The sequence below is a fragment of the Haloferax sp. s1 genome, from assembly GCF_058382125.1.
This window is the reverse complement of record NZ_JBZRPK010000317.1, coordinates 1-3,080: the sequence shown is the minus strand read 5'-3', so window position 1 is coordinate 3,080 and position 3,080 is coordinate 1. Positions and strand designations below refer to the sequence as shown.

Annotated in this window: 3 protein-coding genes and 1 pseudogene; 3 read left to right on the top strand and 1 reads right to left on the bottom strand. The window is 49.6% G+C overall.

The window, feature by feature from the left end:
• Positions 1 to 33: 33 nt before the first annotated feature.
• A pseudogene (locus QT222_RS03560) lies at positions 34 to 258 on the top strand (hypothetical protein); the annotation flags it as partial.
• 9 nt (positions 259 to 267) lie between these two features.
• On the opposite strand, the gene QT222_RS03555 reads toward QT222_RS03560, so the two are convergent.
• A complete protein-coding gene (locus QT222_RS03555) occupies positions 268 to 420 on the bottom strand; it encodes a DUF7837 family putative zinc-binding protein (protein ID WP_449405011.1) in 153 nt (50 codons plus the stop codon).
• A gap of 591 nt (positions 421 to 1,011) precedes the next feature.
• On the opposite strand from QT222_RS03555, the gene QT222_RS03550 reads away from it, so the two are divergent.
• Entirely contained in the window at positions 1,012 to 1,893 is an 882-nt protein-coding gene (locus QT222_RS03550) for a ParA family protein (RefSeq protein WP_004968211.1), read from the top strand.
• Positions 1,893 to 2,414, top strand: coding sequence for a DUF7970 domain-containing protein (locus QT222_RS03545; protein ID WP_042662937.1), 522 nt, complete (start codon positions 1,893 to 1,895; stop codon positions 2,412 to 2,414). Before QT222_RS03550 ends, QT222_RS03545 begins: the two co-directional genes overlap by 1 nt.
• Positions 2,415 to 3,080: the final 666 nt, after the last annotated feature.

Below are 3,080 nucleotides of genomic sequence, written 5' to 3'. Positions count from 1 at the left end.
GGTGAGCGCTGGTCGTGTTGATGGGACCGCCACCCAAATACGCACAATACGCGCGACCACTACCACGTACCACCCCAGCCGCGAGAAGAGAGTGCGGTCGATGCAGTCTACCCAGATGATCCGAATGGCGTGCTTCGGGTCGTTCTTCAGACTATCGAGAAACGAATTAACGATATTTGGGCGACAACAGATCCGGTTTTCCCGTCAGAATACGAATTCGAGAAGGAATACGGCGCAGACTACCTCGTGGACACGTAGCGCAGTTTGTCACTCTGGGCGGACGACTTCATCGCATGAATAGCATTCTGCGAACACGCCAGTTGTCCCATCGGCCTCCTCAAACTCAATGAGCGACTGGTATGCCTCAATCTCTTCGCCGCAGTCAGGGCATCGACCAAGCGCCGTCGAATCATTCGTCATAGGGATTGTGGAGACGTGTGTGACACAGATTGTCTCCAGTAGTAGTTACGTGGTGTCACAGCAAAGATGTTTGGCCAGTTCGCGCGCCCCCCAAAGTCCCAATCTCCGGACCTGTGGTCGGCACTGGTTGTTGATATCGGACCAGGATAACCAATTTCAGAGTTGGCTATTTCGAGATAGGCTATTTTGCCTTCAAGCGCAACGGAGTCTGCTCGCATATTCCGAGCAGAAGGTTAGGAGCAAGTTAGGTACCTAAGGCAGCTAAGTTACCTAAGGTAGAAATGGTAGGACAGAGACATTTCTGGATACCATCCATAATCGAGAACAGCCTTAGTTAGCTTAGTTTCCACATTCACATTAGGTACCTCAGGTGCCTAAGGTGGCACAGGCCCATTAGGTGAGGTAGTTGAGCTAGGACCAATAGATAACATAGATGAATCAAGCTGTACAATGGTACCTACCTTACCTGCCTTAGGTACCTTAGGTGGCTTAGGTGAGGTAGTTAAGTCAGGAAATATTATATAATATGCGTGAGTCTATCCGCACAACCACAGGTACCTCAGCTACCTTAGGTGACTCAGGTGAACTCCAATGTCACAGGAACCCCAACCAAACGCTGTCGCACTGAACACGCTCAAGGGTGGCGTCGGGAAAACAACGATTTCGCTTAACACTGCCCGCGAGTTAGCTGAGCGAGGTCACGATGTTCTGCTTGTCGACCTCGACCCGAATGGTCACCTCACAGTTGGCCTTGACTTCCGCGAAGTCTATCTAGACGATGAGCACGCAGATCTCGGAGAGATCATCATAGATCGGGATGCAGAGCCAGATGACGCAATCGTTTCGACTGAGTTTGGGTTTGACCTCTTCCCATCAACAGCAGACCTCGAAGACGTCCAAGATCGTCTCGGGTCGGTGAACCACGGAACAGTCAGGATGCGACAGTTCCTTGTTGAGCCGCTCTTGGGCGAAACCTACGATTACATCATCATCGACACGCCCGGGAGTACGGGCCACCTCACGGACAACGCACTCGTCGCAACCGAATCGATTCTTGTGCCACTCCGCCCAGGCCCTGAATCACTCGGAGGGTTCGAGCGAACGGTCGAGCGTCTAATCAAGCCACTTCGAGAGTTCATTTCGCTGGACTTGCTTGCAATTGTACCGACAGACCTCCAACGTCGTATCGATCAACAAACTCTTGACCGAGAGCTGATCGAGTCGTTGGTGACGCGTGAACATCTCGCTGCGAAGGTCCCGAACTTCGCGTATATCTCTCCAGCTGACCTGGAAAAGATTGATTCCGGAGAATGGGATGGCTCACTCCCAAAGCCAGGTATTCGCCACTCTGAGTCACTTTCCCGTGCAATTGGAGATCACAAACCGCTTCGAGACTACGCACCAGAAGATTCGATCCTCTCGTCGTTCGAAGAACTCGCAAGCATCATTGAACACGGAGAGGTGCGTCGCTAATGGGGGACTACACCGACCGCTTTGCAGGGTTGGATGAGGAACTTGCGGAAGTCGAAGACGATGACGAAGAGCAGGAGTCCGATACAGCCAAGTCTGAAACTACGGACACCTCTGGAGAGGTACGGGACGAGGTGACGGTCAAAGATGAAGACATAGAGTCAGACGTTGATTCCAAAAAGGAAGATGAAAGCCTCGAACGTGAATCAGAGGTGAGTAAGCAGTCAGGCATCGATGGACCAGAACAGGAATCCAATCAAGAAGTAAGGCCAAATACTTCTAGAGCGCTCGAAGACAGTAATCCCGGTTTCCCCTTCTCTGAGTCGGTACAAGCTCAGATATACCCACGGCGAACCACCCACGACGAGTTTGAGGACTTCATTCAATTCGACGTGAAACAAGCGCTCAGAGAGTACGGTATCCGGAATGACGAGAAGCGTGAGATACACGAAGCAATCCTTCAGTTCGTAATGGAACATCCTGACGCAATTGCCGACAAGGTGGTCGAACTTCGCGAGACATAGGACGAGAATTATTCCACAACCCGTTGACACTCCACGATGAAGCGAAGTTGGTCACTCACGGAGTCCGGACACATACACCGTCGTTCATCTGTTCTTTGAGTCGAGAGTAGAGTGGTGATGGAGTGACGACTATAGTTAGTATATAAAGCAAGGATATTTCACTCAGTTTCATAACTCTGGATGAATTGATTAAACGTCATTAACACACGTTTGACGGCTTGATAAACTACCTAGGCGAACTTAGAATAGACGGTATAATTATCTTCTACCAGTAAATATATAATAATGCGAAGACAGTGATTTGTGGTAAAAATCATTCAATGGTTCTAGTTCTAGTCTAGTGTTGATTCGGTTTTGGTGGTACAAACACGATGAATCATGTTTTGCCACTTGCTGACCTCGGGTTCACGTGGAAGAACAGATGAAATGTGGTGTGTGTGTGTCGGAATCTCTGAAGAACAAACGAACAGATGAAGAGGTGGTGTCTGACATAGATTCGAGGCTTCCTTGCCGAGCTGACGTCACGGTAGTTCGCTAATTTACATCGATGAAAAAGAGAATTGGGCGGTGACTCTGTAATGATCGCTTTGGCGAATATTTGGTGTAAGAGCGTGACCTCGACTATGTTTCAGAAGAAACAGATGAACAGCGGTGTCTGTTACAACA